Source organism: Prosthecodimorpha hirschii (assembly GCF_001305515.1).
In the GTDB taxonomy this organism is placed as follows: Bacteria; Pseudomonadota; Alphaproteobacteria; order Rhizobiales; family Ancalomicrobiaceae; genus Prosthecodimorpha; species Prosthecodimorpha hirschii.
Genome location: NZ_LJYW01000001.1, coordinates 1,126,804 through 1,148,754, shown reverse-complemented (window position 1 = coordinate 1,148,754; position 21,951 = coordinate 1,126,804). Strand labels below are relative to the sequence as shown.

General features: G+C 68.2%; 20 protein-coding genes. 10 read left to right on the top strand and 10 right to left on the bottom strand.

What is annotated here, in order from left to right:
* Positions 1–155: 155 nt before the first annotated feature.
* The 4 genes from ABB55_RS04975 (at position 156) to ABB55_RS04960 (ending at position 3,969) form a co-directional block, all read left to right on the top strand.
* The gene (locus tag ABB55_RS04975) at positions 156–878 is read left to right on the top strand and encodes an ABC transporter permease (protein ID WP_054361848.1); all 723 of its coding nucleotides are present in this window, start codon (positions 156–158) and stop codon (positions 876–878) included.
* Complete coding sequence (locus ABB55_RS04970; protein WP_394367203.1) at positions 875–1,711, top strand: ABC transporter permease; 837 nt, start codon at positions 875–877, stop codon at positions 1,709–1,711. Before ABB55_RS04975 ends, ABB55_RS04970 begins: the two co-directional genes overlap by 4 nt.
* Before the next feature lie 222 nt (positions 1,712–1,933).
* On the top strand, positions 1,934–2,569 hold the full coding sequence (gene mobA, locus ABB55_RS04965; protein ID WP_054357822.1) for a molybdenum cofactor guanylyltransferase MobA: 636 nt from the start codon (positions 1,934–1,936) through the stop codon (positions 2,567–2,569).
* 302 nt (positions 2,570–2,871) lie between these two features.
* Positions 2,872–3,969, top strand: coding sequence for a TRAP transporter substrate-binding protein (locus ABB55_RS04960; protein WP_054361846.1), 1,098 nt, complete (start codon positions 2,872–2,874; stop codon positions 3,967–3,969).
* Positions 3,970–4,058: 89 nt separating this feature from the next.
* On the opposite strand, the gene ABB55_RS04955 is transcribed toward ABB55_RS04960, so the two are convergent.
* The 6 genes from ABB55_RS04955 to ABB55_RS04930 form a co-directional block, all read right to left on the bottom strand.
* Positions 4,059–4,856, bottom strand: a complete 798-nt coding sequence (locus ABB55_RS04955) for a class II glutamine amidotransferase (protein ID WP_054357821.1) — start codon at positions 4,854–4,856, stop codon at positions 4,059–4,061.
* Positions 4,857–5,011: 155 nt separating this feature from the next.
* Positions 5,012–7,159 carry a TRAP transporter large permease gene (locus ABB55_RS04950; RefSeq protein ID WP_083463360.1) on the bottom strand — a complete coding sequence of 716 codons (2,148 nt, stop codon included), beginning with the start codon at positions 7,157–7,159 and terminating at the stop codon, positions 5,012–5,014.
* 79 nt (positions 7,160–7,238) lie between these two features.
* Positions 7,239–7,793: a TRAP transporter small permease subunit gene (locus ABB55_RS04945; RefSeq protein WP_054357820.1), complete on the bottom strand. Its 555-nt coding sequence runs from the start codon at positions 7,791–7,793 to the stop codon at positions 7,239–7,241.
* A gap of 188 nt (positions 7,794–7,981) precedes the next feature.
* Positions 7,982–9,148 (bottom strand): multidrug effflux MFS transporter, encoded by a 1,167-nt coding sequence (locus ABB55_RS04940; RefSeq protein WP_054357819.1) that lies wholly within the window; start codon positions 9,146–9,148, stop codon positions 7,982–7,984.
* A 44-nt stretch (positions 9,149–9,192) separates the two neighbouring features.
* The gene (locus tag ABB55_RS04935; protein WP_054357818.1) at positions 9,193–10,119 is read right to left on the bottom strand and encodes a DMT family transporter; all 927 of its coding nucleotides are present in this window, start codon (positions 10,117–10,119) and stop codon (positions 9,193–9,195) included.
* 192 nt (positions 10,120–10,311) lie between these two features.
* Positions 10,312–10,656: an antibiotic biosynthesis monooxygenase family protein gene (locus ABB55_RS04930; RefSeq protein WP_054357817.1), complete on the bottom strand. Its 345-nt coding sequence runs from the start codon at positions 10,654–10,656 to the stop codon at positions 10,312–10,314.
* 181 nt (positions 10,657–10,837) lie between these two features.
* Between ABB55_RS04930 and ABB55_RS04925 the strand changes: the two genes are divergently transcribed.
* Positions 10,838–12,505, top strand: a complete 1,668-nt coding sequence (locus ABB55_RS04925) for a hypothetical protein (RefSeq protein ID WP_054357816.1) — start codon at positions 10,838–10,840, stop codon at positions 12,503–12,505.
* A 140-nt stretch (positions 12,506–12,645) separates the two neighbouring features.
* Here the strand turns inward: ABB55_RS04925 and moaA are convergent, their stop codons facing one another.
* Complete coding sequence (gene moaA / locus ABB55_RS04920; RefSeq protein ID WP_054357815.1) at positions 12,646–13,674, bottom strand: GTP 3',8-cyclase MoaA; 1,029 nt, start codon at positions 13,672–13,674, stop codon at positions 12,646–12,648.
* Between the two features lie 185 nt (positions 13,675–13,859).
* On the opposite strand from moaA, the gene ABB55_RS04915 reads away from it, so the two are divergent.
* Positions 13,860–14,231 (top strand): gamma-butyrobetaine hydroxylase family protein, encoded by a 372-nt coding sequence (locus ABB55_RS04915; RefSeq protein ID WP_054357814.1) that lies wholly within the window; start codon positions 13,860–13,862, stop codon positions 14,229–14,231.
* A gap of 196 nt (positions 14,232–14,427) precedes the next feature.
* Here ABB55_RS04915 and ABB55_RS04910 read toward each other — a convergent pair whose 3' ends face one another.
* Positions 14,428–14,988 (bottom strand): L,D-transpeptidase, encoded by a 561-nt coding sequence (locus ABB55_RS04910; protein WP_083463358.1) that lies wholly within the window; start codon positions 14,986–14,988, stop codon positions 14,428–14,430.
* 390 nt (positions 14,989–15,378) lie between these two features.
* Here ABB55_RS04910 and ABB55_RS04905 point away from each other — a divergent pair, with 390 nt between their 5' ends.
* Both ABB55_RS04905 and ABB55_RS04900 read left to right on the top strand, forming a co-directional pair.
* The gene (locus ABB55_RS04905; protein WP_083463357.1) at positions 15,379–16,422 is read left to right on the top strand and encodes a DUF2336 domain-containing protein; all 1,044 of its coding nucleotides are present in this window, start codon (positions 15,379–15,381) and stop codon (positions 16,420–16,422) included.
* 187 nt (positions 16,423–16,609) lie between these two features.
* A complete protein-coding gene (locus ABB55_RS04900; protein ID WP_054357812.1) occupies positions 16,610–17,692 on the top strand; it encodes a helix-turn-helix domain-containing protein in 1,083 nt (360 codons plus the stop codon).
* A gap of 98 nt (positions 17,693–17,790) precedes the next feature.
* Here ABB55_RS04900 and ABB55_RS04895 read toward each other — a convergent pair whose 3' ends face one another.
* Positions 17,791–18,864 carry an alpha/beta hydrolase family protein gene (locus ABB55_RS04895; protein ID WP_054357811.1) on the bottom strand — a complete coding sequence of 358 codons (1,074 nt, stop codon included), beginning with the start codon at positions 18,862–18,864 and terminating at the stop codon, positions 17,791–17,793.
* A gap of 149 nt (positions 18,865–19,013) precedes the next feature.
* On the bottom strand, positions 19,014–20,615 hold the full coding sequence (locus ABB55_RS04890; protein ID WP_054361845.1) for a fumarate hydratase: 1,602 nt from the start codon (positions 20,613–20,615) through the stop codon (positions 19,014–19,016).
* A gap of 477 nt (positions 20,616–21,092) precedes the next feature.
* Here ABB55_RS04890 and ABB55_RS04885 point away from each other — a divergent pair, with 477 nt between their 5' ends.
* On the top strand, positions 21,093–21,326 hold the full coding sequence (locus tag ABB55_RS04885) for a hypothetical protein (protein ID WP_054357810.1): 234 nt from the start codon (positions 21,093–21,095) through the stop codon (positions 21,324–21,326).
* Between the two features lie 151 nt (positions 21,327–21,477).
* Complete coding sequence (locus ABB55_RS04880) at positions 21,478–21,837, top strand: phasin family protein (protein ID WP_160321163.1); 360 nt, start codon at positions 21,478–21,480, stop codon at positions 21,835–21,837.
* Positions 21,838–21,951 lie beyond the last annotated feature (114 nt).

Sequence of the window (21,951 nt, the reverse complement as noted above, 5' to 3'; positions counted from 1 at the left end):
CGCCGCATCGGCGCGGCCCCTCTCCGGATGATCCGGGGACGCGGGCTGCTTCGGTCCCGTCGGCTTGCCGGCCGGAGCGCGCGTCTCAAGCGCGGCCCGACCGGCCATGCTGCCGACCCAACCGCTTCCCCGTCGGACAGGCTGTTTTGGACCGGATCGAATCCCTTATCCAACTGCTGGCCTGGGGGCCGAACGGCTGGGGCGACGAGATCGCCGCCGGCACCGCCATCACGGTCGCGCTCGGGATCGCCACGCTGCCGTTCGGGCTGCTGCTCGGCTTCCTGATCGCCCTGGCGAAGCATTCCGGAGGCCGGACCGCCCGGATGTTCGGCAACCTCTACACGACCGTGTTTCGCGGGCTGCCCGAACTGCTGACGCTGCTGATCATCTATTACGGCGGCCAGCGGCTGATCCAGGAGGTGCAGGCCCTCCTCGTCGAGGATCCCGAGCCGATCGAGGTCAATGCCTTCGTGGCCGGGATGGTGGCGCTCGGAATGGTCTTTTCGGCCTATTCGAGCGAGGTCTTCCTCGGTGCGTTCAAGGGCATCACGATCGGCCAGATCGAGGCCTCGCGCGCGCTCGGCCTGAGCCGCCTGCTCACCCTGCGCCTCGTCGTCCTGCCGCAGCTCTGGCGCTTCGCGCTGCCCGGCATCGCCAATCTGTGGCTGATCCTGCTCAAAGAAACCTCGCTGGTCTCCGTGATCGCGCTGCCCGATCTTCTGCGTTCGACCTTCATTGCCGTCGGCGTGACCAAGGAGCCCTTCTTCTTCTTCCTGGTGGCGTGCCTGATCTATCTTGTCCTGGCGATGATCTCTTCGATCGGCATCGGCTGGATCGAGCGCTGGGCCAATCGCGGCGAGCGGAGGGCAGGGGCGTGACGACAACTCCGCATCCGGAGGCGCCGCCGACCGCATCGGGCTTCTTCGGCGAAGCCCGGACCGGGGACCTGGTCGCGCTGGCGCTGGCGGCGGTGATCGCAAGCCTGGTCCTGTCCGACTGGCCGGTCGCGATCGGCACGTGGCTCGGCAACGACATCTTCGTGCGCTACTGGCCGCGCCTGGCCGAAGGGCTCGGCGTCACGCTGCAATTGGTCGCCATCTCGATCGTGCTCGGCGGACTGCTGTCGCTGCCCCTGGCGCTGGCGCGCTTCCGCAACCGCGGCTTCGCATCGACCCTCGCCTACGGTTACGTCTACTTCTTCCGGGGCACGCCGCTCCTGGCGCAGACCTTCCTGGTCTATTACGGCGCCGGCGAGTTCTCCGACACCTTGCGTGGCATCGGCCTGTGGGGCTTCTTCAAGGAAGCCTATTGGTGCGTGCTGCTGACCTTCTCGCTGAACACGGCGGCCTATCAGGCCGAGATCCTTGCCGGCGCCATCCGGGCGGTCCCGCGCGGCCAATGGGAGGCCGCCCATGCGCTCGGCCTGTCCAAGCCGGTCGCCTTCGTCAAGATCATCCTGCCGCAAGCCTTCGTCACGGCCCTGCGGCCCTATGGCAACGAGGTGATCCTGATGATCAAGGGATCGGCCGTGGCTTCGGTGGTCACGGTGTTCGACCTGATGGGCGCGACCCGGCTTGCCGCCAACCGGACCTTCGACGAGCAGGTCTATCTCTGGGCCGCGGTCGTCTATCTTCTGCTTGTGGAGACCATCCGCCGGGTCTGGGACTTGATCGAGCGCGGCCTGACGCGGCATCTGCGCCGACGTGCCTGAGGATGCCGGCGGCGAGCCGCGGCCGTCATCCCGTGGCCGTTATCCCGCTGCCGTCCTTCCTTGGCCCTCCTCCCGTGACCGGCGACGGTTGCCGCGTCGATGTCTCGTCCTTCCGGTGCCCATGATAGAATGGCGCCGGTTCGGTCCCCGGATACGCCGGCAGCCCCGAGGGCGGGCCCTCGGCATCGAGCGGGCCGGCCGGCCATCGACAGGAAAAGCCGCATGAGCGAAATCGTGGGGGTCGTTCTCTCCGGCGGGCTCGGCCGCCGCATGGGGGGCGGCGACAAGGCGTTGATCGCGCTCGGCGGACGGCACCTGCTCGATCGGGTGATCGAGCGCTTCGCCCCCCAGGTCGGCGCGCTCGTGCTCAATGCCAATGGCGATCCGGCGCGGTTCGAGGCCTTCGGCCTGCCGGTGGCCGCCGATCCGGTGGCCGGCCATCCCGGTCCGCTCGCCGGGCTGCTGGCCGGCATGCGCTGGGCGGAGACGCACCGTCCCGGCGCCCGTCATGTCGCCACCGCAGCCGCCGATACGCCGTTCCTGCCGCTCGATCTCGTCGCCCGTCTTGCGGCAAGCCTCGACGGGGCGGATCCGGACGGCATTGCGGTGCCGGTGACGGCGACCGGCACCCATCAGGTCTGTGCGCTGTTCCCGATCAGCCTGGCCGATGCCCTGGAAGAGGCGCTGGTCGGCGGTGCGGCCCGCAAGGTGATGGCCTGGATCGAACGCCATCCGGTGAGGCACGTCGCCTTTGGCCCGCTGGAAGGCGGTCTCGACCCGTTCTTCAACGTCAACACGCCCGAGGATCTTGCCGCTGCGGAAGATTGGATCGCGGCGCACGATCCCGTCCAGCCATAGGCACGGAGCCCGGCAAGATACCGGAACGCCCGGCTGGCAAGCGGCGATGACGCCATGCTGTCCTGCGTCAGGCGCAGATGGCTTGGAAATCGCCGAATTCTGTGACAGTCGGCGCCGCGACTTGTGCCAAACGCGAGCAAGCGCTCCAGTAACGGTGGATTCTGTGCGCGCGGCGCGATCTGTCTTTCGGTGTCAATTTCTCTTGCATGGCTGCCCTGCATCTTGTCTAACGTTGCAAGCGGTCCGGCGCCTGGGAGGCATTGGCGGCCGGACGTCAGCGTCAATTCGGGAGGTTGATGTCCATGCAGCGTCGCAAGTTTCTGAAGGCCGCCGGTGTCGGTACCGTTGCGGCCGCCGCCTTTCCCATGCCGGCGATCGCCCAGTCGAATCCGCAGATCAAATGGCGCCTGACCTCGAGCTTCCCGAAGTCGCTCGACACCATCTACGGCGCCGCCGAGGTCTTCTCCAAGGCCGTTGCCGAAGCCACCGACAATGCGTTTCAGGTCCAGGTTTTTGCCGCCGGCGAGCTGCTGCCGGGCCTGCAGGCCATGGACGCGGTCTCGAACGGCACCGTCGAAATGTGCCATACCGCGCCCTACTACTATGTCGGCAAGGACCCGACCTTCGCCTTCGGCACCGCAGTGCCTTTCGGCATCAATTCGCGCATGCAGAACGGCTGGCGCTACTATGGCGGCGGCAACGAATTGATGAACGAGTTCTACAAGAAGTACAACATCGTCGGCATGCCGGGCGGCAATACCGGCGCCCAGATGGGCGGCTGGTTCCGCAAGGAGATCAAGTCGGTCGACGACTTCAAGGGCCTGAAGATGCGCATCGGCGGCTTCGCCGGTCAGGTCATCGCCAAGCTCGGCGCCGTGCCGCAGCAGATCGCCGCCGGCGACATCTATCCGGCGCTGGAGAAGGGCACGATCGACGCGGCCGAGTGGGTCGGCCCCTACGACGACGAGAAGCTCGGCTTCTACAAGGTCGCGCCCTACTACTACTATCCGGGCTGGTGGGAAGGCGGCGCCATGCTCGAGTTCTTCATCAATTCGGCCAAGTGGGCTGAACTGCCGAAGAACTATCAGTCGCTGGTGCAGACGGCGGCGGGCCTCGCCAATGTCCACATGCAGGCCAAGTATGACGCCGTGAACCCGGCCGCGCTGAAGCGTCTGGCCTCCTCGGGCGCCATCCTGAAGCCCTTCCCGAACGAGGTGATGGAGGCCTGCTTCGGCGCCGCCAACCAGCTCTACGACGAAACCAACGCCAAGAACCCGGACTTCAAGAAGGTCTATGAGGCGCTGAAGGCCTACCGGGCCGACCAGTATCTGTGGTTCCAGATCTCCGAATACACCAACGACACCTTCATGATGATCCAGCAGCGCAAGAAGACGCTCTGATCCTCTGGTGGTTTCCCGGCCGGGTTTCGATCCGGCCGGCCTTGCGACGAGGCGGCGCGGGGATGCCCGGCGCCGCCTTTTTCGTATCCTCAGGCGGCCTCGGCGCGGGCCGGTTCTTCGACGGCCAGCGGCACGACCTCGCAGGCGCAGCGCGCGCAGCAGACCAGCGCGGAGCGGTCCGGCACCGCATGCCATTCGTCCCGATGCCGGTCGACCGGTTCGGAGACGATCTCGATCGCGCTCGCCGTCTGGCGCCAGTAGAGCGACGGCGGCCGGCCGTCGGAGGCATAGCGGAAGGCGTAGAGCCGGCTGCCGTCGGACAGCGCCGCCGTGACGCGCAGCGGCTCGTCGATGCCGGCGTCCACCATCAGGGCCCGCAGCGCGCTGAGCGTTCCGGTCATGGCGCCGACCGGATCGGTCTCGCCGCCCTGGCCGAGCGTCATCAGGAACATGGCTTCCGAATCGGTCGTACCGGTCCGGCAGGCGTAGAGCGCGTCGGGTATCCGCGCCTCGACGGCCCGCCGCAGCCGGCTCCAGCCGCCAATCTGGCCGTTATGCATGAACAGCCAGCGGCCATGGGCGAAGGGGTGGCAGTTGGCACGGCTGGTCGCCGTGCCGGTCGACGCGCGGACATGGGCGAAGAACAGGCGGGAGCGGACCTGGCGGGCGATATGGCGCAGATTGTCGTCCGACCAGGCCGGCAGGGTCTCGCGATAGAGGCCGGGTTCGTCGCGCTCGCCGTACCAGCCGAGGCCGAAGCCGTCGCCGTTGATGCCGACCTTGGCCTCCTCGGCGTTGCGGCTCTGGTGGATCAGAGAGTGCTCGGGATCGGCGACCAGCTGGCCGAGAAAGATGGGCTGACCCGAATAGGCGACCCAGCGACACATGCGGCGGAACCTCGGTGGGGGGTGGGCAGGCATTGGCAGATACGCCGATTCTGCGCGGCTGTCGTTGAACGAAGCTTGAACGCGCCGCGAAAACGACGAAAGCCGCCCGGGGGCGGCTTTCGAGAGGGGCGGGCGGTCGGATGCGACCGCGGCGATCACTGGATCTTGGGCGGCTGCGACAGATCCGGGGGCTGCGACAGATCGGGCGGGGAGGCCGGTGCCGTGCCGCCGCCGAGGCCCGGAGGCGTGCCGCCAAGACCCGGAGGCGGGCCGCCGAGACCGAGCGGCGGTGCGCTCAGATCGGTGCCGCCGAGGCTGGGGACGCCGCCGATGGTGCCTTCCAGCTTGATCTCGAACTTGGTCGGATCGATCTTCTTGGAGGTGTCATTGTACCACATGACCGTGATCGGGAAGAGCATGACCACGGCGATCATGACGACCTGGATCAGAACATACGGAATGGCACCGTAGTAGATCTGGCCCGTGGTGACCGGGTCCATCATCCGGCCGGTGACCGTGTCCTTGTAGGGTTTCGACGGCGCGACCGAGCGCAGATAGAACAACGCGAAACCGAACGGCGGATGCATGAAGCTGGTCTGCATGTTGACGCCCAGGAGGACGCCGAACCAGATCATGAAGGGTCCGACATCGGCGACCTTCCCGTTGATGACGTTGAAGCCCATCTCGTTGGCGATGGCGATCGCGGATGGATCCGTCGCGAAGATGGTCTCGGCCGCCTTGACCAGCAGCGGCACGGCGATGAAGGCCAGTTCGAAGAAGTCGAGGAAGAAGGCCAGGAAGAAGACCATCGCGTTGACGATGATCAGGAAGCCGTACATGCCGCCGGCCGTCTCCTTCAGGATCTCCTCGACCCAGACATGGCCGCTGACGCCGTAGAAGGTCAGCGAGAAGACGCGCGCGCCGATCAGGATGAAGACCACGAAGGCGGACAGCTTGGCGGTCGATTCGCCCGCCTGGCGGACAAGGTCGAAATTGAGCTTGCGGTTGATCACCGCCAGGATGATGGCGCCGGCGGCTCCCATCGCGCCGCCTTCGGTGGGCGTGGCGATGCCGCGGAAGATGGTGCCGAGCACCAGGAAGATCAGGATCAGCGGCGGCAGCAGGTCGGCGACGACGCCGTGCACGGCCGAAGCGACCGGCCGGGACGGGCTTGCCAGCATCGCGAAGCCGGCGGCGATCAGCGCCCCGCCGGCGAGCAGATCGAACCAGCTGCGCACGACGGCGAGCACGATCGAGGCGCCGACTGCGGTCACCGGGCTGGCGAAGTCGATCGCCTTGAGGGCGGTGACGATCTGGCCGCCGGCGAAGACCAGTAGCACCGCCGCGCCGGCCAGCATCAGGACGAGACCGAGCACCTTGCCGAGGACGGCCGGGAGGAAGCGCAGGAGACCGACATAGATCGCGTAGACGACGACCAGGCTGCCGATCTTCAGCGTCGACAGCCAGGGATCCTGCAGCGCCCACTGCTTGGCGAGCGCGCTGACCATCGGCAGGTAGCGTTCGAACAGTGCGATGCCGGTTTCCGGATCGAACAGCAGGATCATGCCCCAGATGACCAGCGCGAGCGGCAGGACGGAGGCCTTCATGACCTTGTCGTAGGGTGCGCCGTCGCCGAAGGAGCGGGCTTCCGGCGGCAGGGCCGGCGCGCTCTTCGGGTAGACGATGGTCATGACCATCACGTAGGCCATGTAGAAGAACGTCAAAACGATGCCGGGCACGAAGGCGCCGAGATACATGTCGCCGACCGAGCGGCCGAGCTGGTCGGCCAGCACGATCAGCACCAGGCTCGGCGGAATGATCTGGGCCAGCGTGCCGGAGGCCGCGATGGTGCCGGCGGCGAGGCGCCGGTCGTAGCCGTAACGCAGCATGATCGGCAGCGAGATCAGCCCCATGGCGATGACCGAGGCGGCGACCACGCCGGTCGTGGCGGCGAGCAGGGCGCCGACGAAGATCACCGCATAGGCGACGCCGCCGCGGATCGGTCCGAACAGCTTGCCGACCGTGTCGAGCAGCTTCTCGGCCATGCCGGATCGCTCGAGGATCAGGCCCATGAAGGTGAAGAAGGGAATGGCCAGCAGCGTGTCGTTGGCCATCACGCCGAAGACGCGCTCCGGCAGGGCCTGGAACAGGTTCGACGAGAGCAGGCCCAGCTCGATGCCGACCCAGCCATAGGCGAGGCCGAGCGCCGCGAGGCTGAAGGCGACCGGGTAACCCAGCAACAGGAACACGATCAGGCTGAGGAACATGATCGGTGCGATGTTGTGGATAAGGAATTCTGTCATCGGGGTCGTCCTCCCGCGCGCCGGCCGTTCGCCGACCCTTCCGTCTTTGGGTGGAGCTGATCGATCGTCGGGCCGCGGCTCACGATTCGTGCGAGGCGGTACCGTGCGAGCCGCCCGTCTCGGGCTCGGGCCGGAGGCCCTGCATCATGGCGACATGCTTGATGATCTCGGAGATGCCCTGGAGCGCCAGGAGGGCGAAGCTCAAAAGCACCATCAGTTTCGCCGGCCAGACGATCAGGCCGCCGGCATTGAAGGAGACTTCCTGCAGCCGGAAGGAGGTGAGGAAGAAGGGCAGGGATTCGTAGATCATCAGCAGGCAGAAGGGCATCAGGAATACGAAATGCCCGAGCAGCTCGATCCAGTGGCGCAAGGTCTTCGGCAACTGGCTTGAGAGAATGTCGATGCGGATGTGTTCGCGTCGCAGCAGCGTCCAGGCCGCGCCGAGCAGGAACACGGTGCCGAACAGGTACCATTGCAGTTCGAGCCAGGCGTTGGAACTGGTATTCAAGGTCTTGCGAATGATCGCATTGCCGGCACTGACCACCACCGCCAGAAGAATCAGCCAGGACACGAACCGGCCGATGAAGGTGTTGAAGCCATCGATGAGCGCGCTGATGCGCAGCAATCCGGTCATGGGCCCTCTTTGTCCTGGAAAGGTCTTGGCGCCGAGCGTTTCCGCATTTGCATAAAGGCTATGCGCCCTGCACGCGTCAAGAGGGTCCGGGCCTTCGTTCCGCCGCGGTCAGGATCGGGTCATCCTCGCCGCTTTCCCGATGCGGTATTCGGCTGAGTGAGGCCCGGATGATAGCCCGGCCTGCGGCCTCAGCGCACCGCCGCCCGGGCGGCGAGACCGGCCACCAGCCCGCCGGCGGCGAGCGTCGCCATGGTCAGAAAGAGCGGCAGGGCGCTGTCGCCGAGCAGTGCGCCCATGAACACGGTGACCAGGGCTCCGAAGCCGATCTGAAGGGTCCCGGTCAGTCCCGAGGCCGCGCCGGCGAGGTCGGGACGGATGCTGACGGCGCCCGCGATGGTCGACGGCAGGGCGATGCCGTTGCCGATGCCGAGCCAGGTCATCGGCGCGAAGATCGCGACCGGGTGGTGGTAGCCGGCCAGATGCAGCAGGAGGGCCCCCGTCACGGCGCCGAGCCCGATCACGTTGCCGACCGCCATCATCCGGATCACGCCGAACCGGGTGGCGTAGCGGCCGGACAGGAAGTTGCCGAGGATGTAGCCGGCGGCGAGCCACATCAGATAGAGCCCGGTCTCGCGCGCGCCCGCACCGAGCAGCTTTTGCATCACATAGGGAATGCCGCCCAGAAAGGCGAAGAACACGCCCGAGACGAGCATCGAGGAGACCGCGAAGGCGACGAAGTCGCGCGAGCGGGCCAGCACCGCGAAGGCGCCGAGATGGCCGGCGAGCCCGCCTTCGGACTGACCCGGCCGCCGCGTCTCGTTGAGGGTCGCCCAGGTGCCGGCGAGCACGGCGACGCCGACGGCGAAGAGCAGCAGGAAGGGGGCGCGCCAGCCGAACTGCTCGTCGAGCGCACCGCCGAGCGCCGGTCCGAGGGTCGGAGCGACGGCCATCCCCATGGTGACGAAGCCGATCATGCTGGCGGCGCGGTCGCGCTCATAGACATCGCGCACGATCGCGCGCGAGAGCACCAGCCCGGCGCAACTGCCGACGCCCTGCACGACGCGGCCGAGGATGAAGGCCTCGATGGTCGGCGCCAGCAGGCAGGCCGCCGTGCCGACCAGGAACAGCGCCATCCCGGCCAGCATGACCGGCCGCCGTCCATGCCGGTCGGAGAGCGGCCCGAGGATGAGCTGGGCGAGGGCGACGGCGATCAGATAGAGCGAGAGCGACAGCTGCACCGTCGCATAGCTGGTGGCGAAAGCCCGCTCCAGGCCGGGCATGGACGGCACCAGCATGTTGAGCGCGAGCGGATTGAGCGCCGAGACCGCGATCAGCACGACGATCGGCGGCGGCACGGGCCTGGCGTCCGCGGGGCCGGGAGCGTGGGGCGGGGGCGCGCTCACGGGACGGGCCCGGAGGCGGCGGCGCGCTGGGCACGCGCGCGCAGGCGCTCGCGCTGGAAGCTGTAGATGCCGGTCATGACCACGATCGCGGCGCCGAGCAGGGTCCAGCGGTCGGGCACGTCGCCGAAGAAAATGAGGCCGGCGAGGAAGGACCAGATCAGCAGCGCATAGCGGAACGGCGCGACCACCGACATGTCGCCGACCCGCATGGCGAAGGTCAGCAGCATGTAGCCGAGCACCAGCACGCAGCCGGCCAGGGCGAGCAGCCCGGCATGGCGATCGGACACCGGCTGCCATTCCGTGTAGCGCGAGAAGATGCCCTCGAAGGGGATCAGCACGAAGCCGGTGATCATTACGGCCGAGGCGGTGTTGAGCACCGCCAGCGGGGTCGGCACGCCGGCCGGCATCTGCGAGGTGGCCAGATCGCGCAGCACGACGAAGAAGACGGCGCCGAGCACCAGGAAGGCGGAGCGGTCGAAACCCGCAAAGCCCGGCCGGATGATGATCAGCACGCCGCCGAAGCCGACCAGGATCGCCGTCCAGCGCCGCCAGCCGACCGTCTCGCCCAGGAACAGCGCGGCCGCCGCCGTGATCGCGAGCGGGGTCACCTGGAAGATGGCGGTCGCATTGCCGAGCGGCATGTACATCAGCGCGGTCACATAGAGCAGCGTGGCGCCGATCTCGCCGACCAGCCGGTAGCCGAGGGTCGGGTGGAACAGCGTCCGCCAGGCCGCGAAGGCGCCGGTCCATAGGCACAGGGCGACCAGCAGGGCGCTCGCCACGGCGCCGCGCAGGACCATGATCTGGCCGAGCGGCATCGCCGTCGAGACGGCCTTCACGATCGAATCACCGACGATGAAGGCCACCGAGGCGGCATTCATGGCCAGGATGCCGCGAGCATTGTCGCGCGGGGCGGCGGGCATGGCGGGTCCGGTCGAGGGGGCGGGGGAGGGCGGCCCCGCCGGTGCGGCAGGGCATGGGATCGCGGCTCGGCACAATGACCGATGATCTCTGATCTAGACGCCCGGACCCGGCTCGGCAACGCCCCGGCGCGGGATGTGGCTATGCATTGGGCAATCGTGCTGCCGTTCCGACGGTCATCCGAGCGCCCGCGCTCATCCGAGCGCCACCAAGCTGTCGGCGGGCGCTTCCGCCCGTTCGTCCATGCCGTAGTCGCGCAGCACCGCCGCCACCCGCAGGCGGTATCCGGAGAATATGCCGCTGCGCCCGGCCGCCTGCGCCGAGCGATGCCGGTCGCGGCAGCGCCAGGCGGCCACCGCGGCCTCGTCGCGCCAGAAGGAGACCGACAGCAGCTTGCCCGGGGTGGTCAGGCTTTCGAACCGCTCGACCGACACGAAGCCGTCGGCGGCTTCCAGATCGGCGCGCAGCGCGGCGGCGATCTCCAGGTAGCGCTGGCGCTGGCCTTCGGCGGGGAAGACCTCGAATATGACGGCGATCATCGGACCTCCCGGGGCGGTTGCCGCGCGGCGGCCACGACTTTGCCGCCTTTCGGCTCGACCCTCTCGTTCAGGGTGGGTTCAGCTTCAGGTCAGTAAGCACTATCATGAATGTATCCGCAGCGATTGCGGCGACCGCGCGAGCGGAGCCCGAACCGCAGCGCGGCGGAAAGGAGGCATCGTCATGACCACCGACCGGGGCGCGACCTCGTTGGATATCCGCACGGCCGCGGCCTTCGCCCGGCACGGCGCCCTCGCCGCCGCGCTTCTGGCCGGCACCGCTCTCGTCGCCGGACCTGCAGCCGCGCAATCGGCCGGCGCGGGCGCCGGGCGCATCGTGATCGCCGAATTGCCGCCGCTGCCGGGCGGGCCGGTCTGCATGAAGGACCGCGACTGGCTCGTGGTCGAAGCCGAGCAGTTCATTTCCCGCACCACCGCCCGCGCCGAGGACCTGCAGAAGAAGGTCATCGAGCAGGAACTGGCGGCGGAGCGCGACCCGGGCGCCGGCAAGACCGCCGAGATGATGCGCGCCGACCTGCGCGAGACGCTGCGGCGCGTGCGCGACGCCCAGGGCTATCGCGAGGATGCCCGCCGCCTGACGACGCGCGAATGCCTGATCCGCGAGGGCCAGGGGCTCGAGGTGCGCAATGCCGCCGCCAGCGTTTCGGGCGCGGCGACCGCGTCCCTGCCGCATGCCTCCGAGCCGATGATCGACGTGCGCCTGACCCAGGCGCAGGCCTGCCGCAAGGATGCGGAATGCGAGATCAGCCTCGTCTCCGAGACCCATCGCCCGGCCACCGATGACCGCCGCGTGGCGGTGATGATCGACCTGCCGGCCAATGCCGGCACCTTCCTGCGCGCCTCCGACGCCTGGAACTGCTACGCCATGCAGGGCGGGGCGGTGTGCCTGGCCAAGCTGGCCCAGCTGAAGCCGGGGGCTCCGGTCGAGGCCAAGCTGACCTGGCGTCTGCAGGCCGGCCTCGGCGACACCGAGGCGCGCTTCTGCACCCGTACCCCGAAGACCACCGCCGACGGCCGCCCGACCAGCGATCCGGACCGGATGCGCGTCCTCCAGGCCGTTCTGGCCGACTACGGCTATCGGTCCGGTGCGATCGACGGACGCTTCGCCGACGGCACGCGCATCGTGCTCGCATCGGCCGCGCCGGACTTCGGGATCGAACGCAGCGGCGACGACGACCGCATTGCCGCGGCGCTGCTCGGCAGCACCGTCAGCCGCGTCGGCGTGACCACCGGCCCGTGCCTGCAACTCGCCTTGGCGCCGAGTGCGACCCGCAACGATGCCGGCCCGGTCCTGTCCGTCGCGCCGGTGACCTCGGCCACCACGCCAGCCACGATCGTGACCCCGAACCCGGTTGCCCTGACCACCCCGGCCACCGTCACCACTCCGGTCCCCGTCGCGCTCGCCCCGGTTCCGACCGTGACGCAGCCCGTGACGACGAACACCGCCGCGCCGCCCCCGGTCGCCAATGTCCAGCCGACCGATTCGGGCGCCGACGGCAAGGCGCCGGCCAAGGGCAAGAAGGGCGTGGTCGCCAAGCTGACCGACGACGACGGTCAGTCCCAGCCGGCCAAGGCGAAGGTCCAGCCGGTCAAGGAAAAGACCACCACGGTGGTGAAGCCGAAGACGCCGCGCGCCGAAGAGACGACGCCGGCACGCAAGGTCGTGGTCCGCCGCGTCAACGAGGAGGCTGCGCCGCCGCCGGTCGCCCGTCGCGTCGCCCCGGCCCCGGCGGCCGCCCCGCCGCCGCCCCCGCAGCCGCAATATAGCGGCCCGCCGATCTCGATCGGCATCGGCCTCGGCCGTCGCGGTGGCTTCGGCATCGGCTTCTGATCCGACGATCGAGTTCCAGACAAAGACAAAGGCCCGGTCGCGAGACCGGGCCTTTGCGCATGCGATAGCCGGAGAGCGCATCGACCGGCAGGCGCCGGGCGGCTTGCGATCGCGGGCGGCTTTCAGCCGCCGAGCGGGCTTCAGCCGCCGGTGACGCTCATGTGCCGGGAGACGGCCGGCTTGGCCTGCCGACGGTCGATGATGAAATCGTGGCCCTTCGGCTTGCGGCCGATCGCCTCGTCGATGGCGGCGTGCAGCGGCGCGTCGCTTTCCGACTGGCGCAGCGGCAGGCGCAGGTCGGCGGCATCCTCCTGGCCGAGGCACATGTAGAGCGTGCCGGTGCAGGTGACGCGCACGCGATTGCAGCTCTCGCAGAAATTATGCGTCAGCGGCGTGATGAAGCCGATCCGGCCGCCGGTCTCCGCGACGCGCACATAGCGCGCCGGACCGCCGGTCTGGTAGTCGATGTCCTGCAGCGTCCAGCGGTCCATCAGATCGGCGCGGACCTGCGACAGCGGCAGATACTGGTCGGTGCGGTCGCCGTCGATGTCGCCGAGCGGCATGGTCTCGATCAGGGTCAGATCCATGCCGTCGGCATGCGCCCAGCGGATCATGTCGTCGATCTCGTGCTCGTTGACGCCCTTCAGCGCCACGGCGTTGATCTTGATCTTCAGCCCCGCCGCCAGCGCGGCCTCGATGCCGGCCTTGACCTTGGCCAGGTCGCCCCAGCGCGTGATCGCCTTGAACTTGACCGGATCGAGGGTGTCGACCGACACGTTGATCCGTTCCACCCCGCAGGCCTTCAGGTCGCCAGCATAGCGGGCGAGCTGCGAGCCGTTGGTGGTCACGGTCAGCTCCTCCATCGCGCCCGACTCCAGGTGCCGCGACAGGGAGCGGAACAGCGTCATGATGTCCTTGCGCACCAGCGGCTCGCCGCCGGTCAGCCGGATCTTGCGCGTGCCGCGCGCCACGAAGGCGGAGCAGAGCCGGTCCAGTTCCTCGAGGCTGAGCACATCCCGCTTGGGCAGGAAGGTCATGTCCTCGGCCATGCAATAGACACAACGGAAGTCGCAGCGGTCGGTGACCGAGACGCGCAGATAGGAAATCGCCCGCCCGAACGGGTCGATCAATGGCGTGCGGTTCGCGACACCCGCGCTGGCGGAATTCATGCTGCCCTCCGGCTCACTCCCGAGGCTGTTATATGGCATGGCAGGGCTGGAATACCATGCCCCTTGCGGTCGCGGAGCCGGCCGGACAGTGCCCCATGCCCGGCGGGGCTTGCCGGCGGCTGAGCGGCGCCGTATGTCCGGCCGAACCGGGCTGATCGACGCCCCGCCGAAAGGACCCAGGCCCCATGACCGCGACAACGCCCTGGCCGACCGAACTGCGCCTCGCCAAGGACCGCCGCACGCTGACGGTCAGTTTCGAAGGCGGCGAGAGCCACGTGCTCTCGGCCGAGTATCTGCGCGTCACCAGCCCGTCGGCCGAGGTTCAGGGGCATTCCCCGGCCGAGCGCAAGACGGTTCCGGGCAAGTCGGCGGTTCAGATCCTGGCCGTCGAGCCGGTCGGCAACTACGCGGTCCGGCTGAGCTTCGACGACATGCATTCGAGCGGCATCTATGGCTGGGACTATCTGGCCAAGCTCGGCCGCGAGCGCGATCGCATCTGGGGCGAATATCTCGCCGAACTGGAAGCGAAGGGCCTGAGCCGGGAACCGCGCCGGTAGCACGCCGCGCGAGACCGTTTGGCGGGCCATCATCCCGCAGGCGGGCGAGCAGGCCGCCGACGGGCGAGCCCCGCAGTCAGGCCGGCATCCCGCCGGCGGGCCCACGCCCGCCCGACGACAGGCGCCGCGGCTCCCGCATACGAAAAGGCCGGCGGAACGGCGTCCGCCGGCCTTCTCAGAAGCGGTCGTCGTGCCGTCAGTGAATGACGGAGACGTGGGCACCGACGCGGACGCGCTCGTAGAGATCGGTCACGTCGTCGTTGGTCATGCGGAAGCAGCCCGAGGAGACCGCCTGGCCGATCGTCCAAGGCTCGTTCGAGCCGTGAATGCGGTAGAAGGTCGAGCCGAGATAGAGCGCGCGGGCGCCGAGCGGATTGTCCGGACCGCCGGGCATGAAGGCCGGCAGGTTGGGAACGCGCTGGCGCATCTGCGGCGGCGGGGTCCAGCCGGGCCATTCGGCCTTGCGGGTGACCGTCTGATTGCCGCCCCAGGTGAAGCCGGGCCGGCCTACGCCGATGCCGTAGCGCAGGGCCTTGCCGCTGCCGAGGATCAGATAGAGACGACGCTCGGCGGTGTTGATCACGATGTCGCCGGCACGGCCGCCGGGCTTGTAATCCACGACCTCGCGCGGGATCGGCGTATAGTTGCGGCCGTAGGCGCCGCTCGAACCCGGTCCCGGAACCGTGATGCCCGGCCCTTCGACCGCGCGGCCGGTGGCGTCATAGCGGATCTCGATTCCCGGATTGTATTCTGCCATGGCACCGTAGGTCAGGGTGCCAGCCACAAGGCCAACAAAACCCGCCCCCGCCAACAGCTTTGCTGCGCGCATACCGACCTCTCTCGGTTCAAAATCCGACACACGCCCGGACGTCCGATGAGACGAGTCCAGCGGCATAGGATTGCCATATTGTTGACATGCCCCCGGCAAGGCAAGCCGAACCCGTGGCGGGATTGCGCCGATCCGTCAATTTACTGTGTTCTGTATCTGTCGGGCCACGCTGCGCCGCAGCATGGGCTTGGCGGTAGCGACCGGAGGCCGCAACGCCGGGCCGGGTCCGGGCGCCGTTGTTAAGCCTTATCTTAGATTTTGGAATAACAGTAAGGCGCGCAACCGTCGGGCACCGGATAACCGCCAAGGGGGGCAAGGGTGACGGTACTTAAACGATTGCAGGACATTGCCCTCGAGGCCGATGGGACCAGCCGCGGCGAACTGCTTCGCCTGCTGACGCAGTGCGTTTTCACGGATCGCCAGCCGAGCGCGGTCGAGGTCGCGCTGTTCGCCGACATCACCCTGCAGCTCCTGGCCAAGGTCGATCCCCACACCCGCGCCGAACTGGCCGCCGTCGTCGCCCCCTGCGAACATCTGCCGGCGCCGCTGCTGCACGCTTTGTGCGAGGACATCCCGGAGGTCGCGGTACCCGTGCTCGCGGCCAATCCGGCGCTCGACGAGGACACGCTGAAGGATTGGGCCGGCCGTCTGTCCAACGCGCATCTCGCGGCGATCGCGGTGCGCTCGCCGTTGACGACGGCGGTGACCGATCTCCTGTTCGAACGCGGCGACATGGCCGTATGGCGCGCCGTGGCCGCCAATCCCGCTGCGCAGATATCGCCCCGGGTCCTGCGCGAATTGCTGGCGAAAGCCGACACCGACGACGAATTGTGCGTGGCGCTGACGCGGCGCTCGGATCTGCCGGAGGCCGATGCCGAGCATCTGGTCATGCTGGTCGCCAAGCGGCTGCGCGGCCGGATTGCCAATCGGCCGGCGCCTCAGCCGAGCCCCGCCGCGGCGCCGCCGGCTCCGGTCACGCCGCCGCACCTGATGGACATGGCCGCGATCCTGGCCCAGATCAAGGCGGGTCGCCTGTCCGTGGATGCGGTCGTCGCCGATCTCGCCGGCCATGACCGGTGCAACGATCTGGCCGCGGTTCTGGCCCATGTCGCCGACATCGACGAATTGTCGGTCCTCAAGGTGCTGGTCCGCTCCGACGCCGGCGGCGCCATCAAGCTGTTGCGCGGTCTCGACGTGTCGCCGCAGACCTTCGAGATCGTCACCAAGATGCGGCGCCGGCGCCTCGGCTTTTCCGATGCCCATGCCCGCTTCGAGCGCGAGGACTACGCGCGCGTCGATCCCGCCGAGGCCCGGCGGACCGTGGCGCAATTCGCTCGCAAGCGCCACCAGCACCAGGGCTAGCTCCCCGTGGGGCGCGCCTCGGAGACGCGGCGCATTCCAACCGGGCCGGCGCCTGGAGGACGGCTGAGGCCTGACACGGGCAGTCGGAACCGCGGGCGAGGGGGCCGCGCTCTTGCGGCTTGCGACCTTGCATCGAGGCGTGCCCGGCGTCATCACGACGGCTCGAAGTCCTCAATGACCTTGCGCCATGCTCGCGATTCCCGTCCCCTATGTCGCTGCCCTGATGCTGTCCGTGCTGCTCGCCCGCATGGCACTGGCGCCGGACCGGCGGGATCCTTTTCGCCCGGCTATGCTCTTCACCGGCGCGGCGATCGTGCTCCTGATCTTGGTGGGGCTGCGCTGGCAGACGGATTGGCTCGCCGTTCGGATCCTGCGCCCGATCATGGCCATGGCATTGCCGCCGCTCGCCTGGTTCGCCTTCGCCGGCGGTCCCGTTCGCGGCCTGCGCCTGCTGGCCCACGGCGCGCCCGTCGCCCTGATGGTGGCGGCCGTCGCGGTCCGCAGGCCGATCCCCGTGCCGGTCGACGCCTTGCTGGCCTTGAGTTTCCTTGGCTACGGCGCCGCTCTCGCCTGGCGTCTCCGGCGCAACGCCGATGGCATCGAGGGGGTGCGGCTGGAGGACAGCGCTTCCGTGCGGAGCGCCGGCCTGGTCGCTGCGGCCGCCCTGGGACTGTCCGGGCTGGTGGATCTCGCCATCGCGCTCGACCTGGGCTTCGGCGAAGGCCTGGCCGCGCCGATGATCGTGGCCGCAGCCGACAGTCTGCTGACGGTGGGGGCCGCGGTCGCCAGCGCGACCCTCGATCGGGCAAGCCCCGCGGCGGAGGCCGCCGGGGCGCCTGATGCGGCCACGGCAGAGCCGAGGTCCGCCGCTGACGCAGCCGGTGGCGAACCGGACATTCCGGACGGCGGCGTCGATGACGATGCCATTGTCCGTGCCCTCGACGAGGTGATCCGGAACCGGCGCCTTTTCGCCGACACCGACTTGACCCTCGACCGCCTCGCCCGGCGGAGCGGCGTCCCGGCGCGCCGAATCTCGGCGGCCGTCAACCGCAGTCGTGGCTTGAACATTTCCCAGTTCCTCAACGACTATCGGATCGCCGAGGCCTGTCGCCTGCTCGACCAGACGGACTTGCCGGTCACCGCGGTGATGTTCGACAGCGGCTTCCTGACCAAGTCGAACTTCAACCGCGAGTTTCGCCGAGTGACCGGCATGAGCCCGACCGACTGGCGCAGGAGGGAACAGTCTCATGCCGACGGCCCAGGATGCTGACGCATCGGGCTGTTGAAGCAACGCGAATTTCTCATTTGCGTCAGAGGCATGAGAAATTCGCGTATCGAATACCGACGATCATTCCATGACCGTCGGAATCAGTCGCCGAAATGACGGTCCAGCCAGTCGACAACCAGGCTGCGGGCGCGCGCATGGACGGAGGCCCGATCGGCGCCGCCATCCTGGCAAAGCGGCCCCTGCGCGGGGATGCCCGCATCGAGCCGTTCGGCGGCGCCTGGTTTGCATCGGCCGAGGAAGCTGAAATGGGCGGCGCCTTCGAGGCTCACGGACTTGGTGCGGCCTCGCGGCAGATTGTCCGCGAGGTAGCCGCTTTCCAGCGTCGCATCCATGTCCGGTCCGTAGGTTCCGGCTGCGATCACCAAGGTCGGGGGAGCGAAGGCGGCGAGGCTCGCCGGGTCGAAACTCCGGGCGAGCCCAAGATCGAGCGTGACGACCGCCGCAACCGCGGGCAGGGCCGGTGTCGATGTGGCCTCGGCATCGAACACGATGGGCAAGTCCCGGTCGATCCGGCAGGCGATCAGATCGGGATGATCGCGGCAATCGGCCCGGAACCGGGTCAGGTCGACGCGGGCCCCCGCCGCCGCCATGACGGTCCAACCGCCGAGCGAGTGGCCGATCAGGGCGACGCGACGCGCGTCGACGGCCCGCGACCATTCCGGTTCGGCGGCGAGCCAGGCGACCAGGCGGGCGAGATCCCGCCGCCGTTCGCCGAGATCGGCGCCGAGAGCCGGGCGCATGTCGGTCGAGGTCGTGCCGGGATGATTGGCGGCGGCGACCACATAGCCGGCACGGGCCAGCGTGGAGGCGAGCCAGGCCTGGTTGAAGAGATTGCCGCCATGCCCATGCGAGACCAGGACGAGCCGATGCGATCCCGGGGAAATCGGCGCGTCGATGGCGGCAGGCTCGCCCACGAAGATGGGATTGTCACCGGCGAGGCGCGTCGGGCCTCCGGTGCTCGGATACCAGACCACGGCCTCGAGGGGGCGACCTGCCGGCGGAGAGGTCACCGTGAATCGACGGAGACCGACCGGACTTGCGTTCGGGATCGTGCCGGACGTGTCCGTCGCGCCGGCCGTCGCGGCGGATACCGCCAGACAGGAGACCACGGCGACGGTCGCCGCCGCGGCGCGAAGACTGGATGCTGAACCCATGGCAGATGCTCCGTTTTGCCGTCATGCGGCGCCAGGGAGCATGCGTCGGACCGGCCGGGCGACCTCGAACGTGATCGAGGTCGTCCTGTTTCCGGTCCGGGCCCGGGCCGCGGTTCTGGTCCCCGCGGCCCTGCCTCAGTCCCGGCAGGTCAGCCGAGATTGAGTTCCTGGAAGAAGTCGTTGCCCTTGTCGTCGGTGACGATGAAGGCCGGGAAATCGACCACGTCGATCTTCCAGATCGCCTCCATGCCGAGTTCCGGATATTCGAGCACCTCGACATGCTTGATGCAGTCCTGCGCCAGGCGCGCCGCCGGACCGCCGATCGAGCCGAGATAGAAGCCGCCGTGGCGCTTGCAGGCCTCGCGCACCGCGGCCGACCGGTTGCCCTTGGCGAGCATCACCATCGAGCCGCCGAAGGACTGGAACTGGTCGACATAGCTGTCCATGCGCCCGGCCGTGGTCGGGCCGAACGAGCCGGAGGCATAGCCCTCGGGCGTCTTGGCCGGGCCGGCATAGTAGACCGGGTGGTTCTTGAAATAGTCCGGCATACCGTCGCCGCGATCGAGCCGCTCGCGGATCTTGGCGTGGGCGAGGTCGCGGGCGACGATCAGCGGGCCGGTCAGCGACAGGCGGGTCTTGATCGGGTGGCGGCTGAGTTCGGCCAGGATGTCGGCCATCGGCCGGTTGAGGTCGACGCGCACCACGTCGCCGCCGAGCCGGCTCTCGTCGATGTCGGGCATGAAGCGCGCCGGATTGTGCTCCAGTTCCTCCAGATAGATGCCGTCGCGGGTGATCTTGCCCATCGCCTGACGGTCGGCCGAGCAGGAGACGCCGAGCCCGATCGGCAGCGAGGCGCCGTGGCGCGGCAGACGGATGACGCGCACGTCGTGGCAGAAATACTTGCCGCCGAACTGGGCGCCGACGCCGAGCGACTGGGTCAGCTTGTGGATCTTGGCTTCCATCTCCAGGTCGCGGAAGGCGTGGCCGGCTTCCGAGCCTTGCGTCGGCAGGCCGTCCAGATAGCGCACCGAGGCGAGCTTGACGGTCTTCAGGTTCAGCTCCGCCGAGGTGCCGCCGATCACCACCGCCAGATGGTAGGGCGGGCAGGCGGCGGTGCCGAGCGTCAGGATCTTCTCCTTCAGGAAGGCGATCAGCCGGTCCTCGGTCAGGACCGACGGCGTCGCCTGGTAGAGGAAGGTCTTGTTGGCCGAGCCGCCGCCCTTGGCGACGAACAGGAACTTGTAGGCGTCCTCGCCCTCGGCATAGATGTCGATCTGCGCCGGGAGATTGTTGCGGGTGTTCTTCTCCTCGAACATCGAGATCGGGGAGAGCTGCGAATAGCGCAGGTTCTTGCGCAGATAGGCGTCGCGGATGCCCTCGGCGAGCGCGCTCTCGTCGTCGCCCTCGGTCCAGACCCGCCGGCCCTTCTTGCCCATCACGATCGCCGTGCCGGTATCCTGGCACATGGGCAGCACGCCGCCGGCGGCGATGTTGGCGTTCTTCAGGAGATCGTAGGCGACGAAGCGGTCGTTGTCGGTCGCCTCCGGATCGTCGAGGATCTTCGCCAATTGCGCCAGATGGCCGGGGCGCAGCAGATGGTTGATGTCGGACATCGCCGCCTCGGCGAGCAGACGCAGGCCCTCGCGCGCGACCGTCAGCACCTCGCGACCGCCGATCCGCTCGACCGAGACATGCTCGCCGGTCAGCTTGCGATAGGGCGTCTCGTCCTTGGCGAGCGGGAAGAGCGGCATGTGCACATAGGGCGGCGGCGATTGGACGGTCATGGGAGGCTCCCCTCTCGGACGGAACACCGGTCCTTGCCGACGGTTCCGGCCTGACGTTTACGGCTGGCGCGGGCTGCCGCGGCCGACAGGAGCCGTCCGGCGGGAACCCGTTCTGGCGACGGCGCGGGGCCGGCAATGCCTGCGCGACTTGTACCCCTGCTGGCCGGCCGGGCCAAGCCGTCGCTTGGTCGAAGTCGAGTGCGGCGGCGGTCCGGAGCGCATGTCAGTTCCGCGCGAAACAGCGCGCGACCGTTTCACATCGACGTGATGTTTCCGTCCGGTTTCTGACAGCGAGTTCAGCCGACATTCAGCGAAACATTGTTACTTCTCAAAACAACGAATGGTTCTTCAAAGCGAACGAACCCTCGCCGACGATAAAGACGAAGACGATATCGCTCGTCCGTCTCGTCTTGGATCAAACCCCATTGAGAAGGAACTGAAGACATGTCGCGCAATGTTATCGCTCTTGCGATCGCCTCCCTCGCCGTCGTCTCGTTCTCCGGTGCGGCCTCGGCGGCGCCGGGCAAATATCGGTTCAGCATCTACAACCAGAACGGCAAGGAGATCTATGACGACGGCAAGCTCGACGGCAAGGCCTGCGTCGTCGGCAAGAAGGCGGTCTACAACCCGATCACCGGCAAGTTCATGGTCAAGCCGGCGGTGAAGTGCAACTTCTGAGCCCGGTGATCCCGATTCATCCCTGTCGAACGGCCGCCGGCGCGATCCCGGCGGCCGTTTCGCTGCGTCTTGCGACGTACGACCTCTATCGCATTGCGCCGATGCCATTTGTTGGCCAGACTTGGCGACCGAAATGCGGGAGGACGTTCACGTGAGCAAGACCAACAATCCGTTCGAAGGCTGGCCGACGCCGGACTGGAGCAAGGACGTCAATGCCTGGTGGAGCCGCCTGATGGCGACCTCGGGCCCGACGGCGAATACCGAGATGCTCGACCGGGTCCGCACCATCTCGAAGGAGAGCGTCGCCTTCCTGGAAGAGCGCGTGAAGAAGGACATGGAGATCGCGCGCGCGATCACCCAGGCCAAGAGCCCGGCCGATCTCGCCCAGTTGCAGATGGAATATATCCAGGGCCTGATGACCGACTACAACCGCCAGGCCATGAAGATGGCCGAGGAGGCCGGCAAGAACATGACCAGCCTGTTCGGCAAGTGGCCGGGCACCGGTCGCTGACCTGAGGGCCGCTGACCTCAAGGCCACTGACCTCAGGGCCACTGAGCTCAGGGTCGCGATCTGACCGTTGCCGGCCGCCGGTGTCGGATCGGACGGTCCAGGACACTTCCGGTC

What these genes read in the sequence shown, in the direction of transcription:
- ABB55_RS04890 (WP_054361845.1), bottom strand. Translation starts at nt 20,615, where the DNA reads ATGCCGCTCTTCCCGCTCGCCAAGGACGAGACGCCCTATCGCAAGCTG.
- ABB55_RS04895 (WP_054357811.1), bottom strand. Translation starts at nt 18,864, where the DNA reads ATGGGTTCAGCATCCAGTCTTCGCGCCGCGGCGGCGACCGTCGCCGTG.
- moaA (WP_054357815.1), bottom strand. Translation starts at nt 13,674, where the DNA reads ATGAATTCCGCCAGCGCGGGTGTCGCGAACCGCACGCCATTGATCGAC.
- mobA (WP_054357822.1), top strand. Translation starts at nt 1,934, where the DNA reads ATGAGCGAAATCGTGGGGGTCGTTCTCTCCGGCGGGCTCGGCCGCCGC.
- ABB55_RS04955 (WP_054357821.1), bottom strand. Translation starts at nt 4,856, where the DNA reads ATGTGTCGCTGGGTCGCCTATTCGGGTCAGCCCATCTTTCTCGGCCAG.
- ABB55_RS04925 (WP_054357816.1), top strand. Translation starts at nt 10,838, where the DNA reads ATGACCACCGACCGGGGCGCGACCTCGTTGGATATCCGCACGGCCGCG.
- ABB55_RS04960 (WP_054361846.1), top strand. Translation starts at nt 2,872, where the DNA reads ATGCAGCGTCGCAAGTTTCTGAAGGCCGCCGGTGTCGGTACCGTTGCG.
- ABB55_RS04885 (WP_054357810.1), top strand. Translation starts at nt 21,093, where the DNA reads ATGTCGCGCAATGTTATCGCTCTTGCGATCGCCTCCCTCGCCGTCGTC.
- ABB55_RS04945 (WP_054357820.1), bottom strand. Translation starts at nt 7,793, where the DNA reads ATGACCGGATTGCTGCGCATCAGCGCGCTCATCGATGGCTTCAACACC.
- ABB55_RS04950 (WP_083463360.1), bottom strand. Translation starts at nt 7,159, where the DNA reads ATGACAGAATTCCTTATCCACAACATCGCACCGATCATGTTCCTCAGC.
- ABB55_RS04935 (WP_054357818.1), bottom strand. Translation starts at nt 10,119, where the DNA reads ATGCCCGCCGCCCCGCGCGACAATGCTCGCGGCATCCTGGCCATGAAT.
- ABB55_RS04915 (WP_054357814.1), top strand. Translation starts at nt 13,860, where the DNA reads ATGACCGCGACAACGCCCTGGCCGACCGAACTGCGCCTCGCCAAGGAC.
- ABB55_RS04910 (WP_083463358.1), bottom strand. Translation starts at nt 14,988, where the DNA reads ATGGCAGAATACAATCCGGGAATCGAGATCCGCTATGACGCCACCGGC.
- ABB55_RS04900 (WP_054357812.1), top strand. Translation starts at nt 16,610, where the DNA reads ATGCTCGCGATTCCCGTCCCCTATGTCGCTGCCCTGATGCTGTCCGTG.
- ABB55_RS04930 (WP_054357817.1), bottom strand. Translation starts at nt 10,656, where the DNA reads ATGATCGCCGTCATATTCGAGGTCTTCCCCGCCGAAGGCCAGCGCCAG.